Raw genomic sequence first — 2,140 nt, forward strand, 5'->3', positions numbered from 1 at the left:
CCCGCCACATGGGCCGCCGCGAACTCCCCGATCGAATGCCCGGCGAGGAAGTCCGGGCGCACCCCCCAGGACTCCACCAGCCGGAACAACGCCACCTCGACCGCGAACAACGCCGGCTGGGTGAACCGCGTCTCGTTCAGCAGCTCCGCGTCCTCTCCGAACACCACCTCCCGCAGCGGGAGTTCGAGCTGTCCATCCAGGTGGGCGCAGCACGCGTCGAAGGCGTCCGCGAACACCGGGAAGGCCGCGTACAGTTCGCGCCCCATCCCCAGCCGCTGGCTCCCCTGCCCCGAGAACAGGAACGCCGTGCGCGCGCCGCTCGTCGCCGCCGTCCGGCCCCGTACCAGGTCCGGTGCGGACTCGTCCTGGCTCAGCGCGGCCAGGCCGACGGCCAGTTCCTCGATGGTCGTGCCCAGCACCACCGCGCGGTGGGGCAGGGCGGTGCGGGTCGCGGCCAGGGAGAGGGCCAGGTCCGCCGGGGTGAGGCCGGGGTGGGAGCGGATGTGGGCGAGGAGGGCGCGCGCCTGCTCGCGCAGGGCCGTCCCGTCGCCGCCGGACAGGGTCCAGGGCAGGCGGCCCGGGCGGGCCCCGGCTTCCCCGGACGTCTCCTCGGGGGCGGTCGGGGCCTGCTCGATGATGGTGTGGGCGTTGGTGCCGCTGACTCCGAAGGAGGAGACGGCCGCCCGGCGCGGCCGGGCGGGGTCCGCGTCCGTCCAGGTCACCGGCTCGGTGAGGAGCCGGACCGCGCCCGCCGACCAGTCGACGTGCGGGGAGGGCTCGTCCACGTGCAGGGTCTTGGGCAGCAGTCCGTGCCGGAGCGAGAGCACGGTCTTGATCACGCTCGCCAGGCCGGAGGCGGCCTGGGTGTGGCCGATGTTGGACTTCAGGGAGCCCAGCCACAACGGGTCGTCCCCGTCCCGTTCCTGCCCGTACGTGGCGAGCAGGGCCTGGGCCTCGATCGGGTCGCCGAGTGCCGTGCCGGTGCCGTGGGCCTCGACCGCGTCCACGTCCGCCGCCGTCAGCCCCGCGTTGGCGAGGGCCTGGCGGATCACCCGCTGCTGGGCGGGGCCGTTGGGGGCGGTGAGCCCGTTGGAGGCACCGTCCTGGTTGACGGCCGAGCCGCGGACCACCGCCAGGACGGGGTGTCCGTTGCGGCGGGCGTCGGAGAGCCGCTCGACCAGCAGCATGCCGACGCCCTCACCCCAGCCGGTGCCGTCCGCCGCCGCCGCGAACGGCTTGCAGCGGCCGTCGGCGGCGAGCCCGCGCTGGCGGCTGAACTCCACGAAGGCGTTGGGGCCGGCCATCACGGCCGCCCCGCCCACCAGGGCCAGTTCGCATTCGCCCTGGCGCAGGGCCTGGGTGGCCAGGTGGAGGGCGACGAGGGAGGAGGAGCAGGCCGTGTCCACCGTGAGGGCGGGGCCTTCGAGGCCGAGGGCGTAGGCGATCCGGCCGGACATGACGCTGCTGGAGGTGCCGGTGAGGAGGTGTCCCTCGACGCCGTCGGGCAGGGCGCCGGGCGTGGCGCCGTAGCCCTGGTAGCCGGAGCCGATGAACACGCCGGTGCGGCTGCCGCGCAGGGAGGAGGGGGCCAGGCGGGCCCGTTCCAGGGTTTCCCAGGCGGTCTCCAGGAGCAGCCGCTGCTGGGGGTCCATGGCGAGGGCCTCGCGCGGGGAGATCCCGAAGAACCGGGCGTCGAAGCGGCCCGCGTCGTGGAGGAAGGCGCCCTCGGCGACGTACGTGGTACCGGGGTGCTCGGGGTCCGGGTCGTAGAGGGAGTCCAGGTCCCAGCCCCGGTCGGCGGGGAAGGGGGTGACGGCGTCCACCCCGTCGACGAGCAACTGCCAGAGCTCCTCGGGCGAGTTGGCGCCGCCGGGGAAGCGGCAGCCCATGGCGACGATCGCGATCGGCTCGTCGGGGCCGTCCGCCCCGGTGGGCCGGGCCGCCCCGGGGCCGTCCGCGGGCCCGGCGGCCGGTGCGTGTCCGGACACCTCGGAGGAGAGGAAGGCCGCGAGGGCGTCCGCGTTGGGGTGGTCGAAGACCAGGGTGGCGGGCAGGCGCAGCCCGGTGGCGCCGCTCAGCCGGTTGCGCAGTTCGACGGCGGTGAGGGAGTCGAAGCCCAGGTCCTTGAAGGAGCGTTCGG

1 protein-coding gene is annotated in these 2,140 nt (G+C 75.3%); it reads right to left on the reverse strand.

Going from position 1 to position 2,140, the window contains the following annotated elements:
• On the reverse strand, window positions 1-2,140 hold a 2,140-nt coding region (locus ACFVXK_RS38315; protein ID WP_389621937.1), incomplete at both ends, for a beta-ketoacyl synthase N-terminal-like domain-containing protein.

It is taken from the genome of Streptomyces sp. NPDC058157 (assembly GCF_042884105.1).
Classification (GTDB): domain Bacteria; phylum Actinomycetota; class Actinomycetes; order Streptomycetales; family Streptomycetaceae; genus Streptomyces.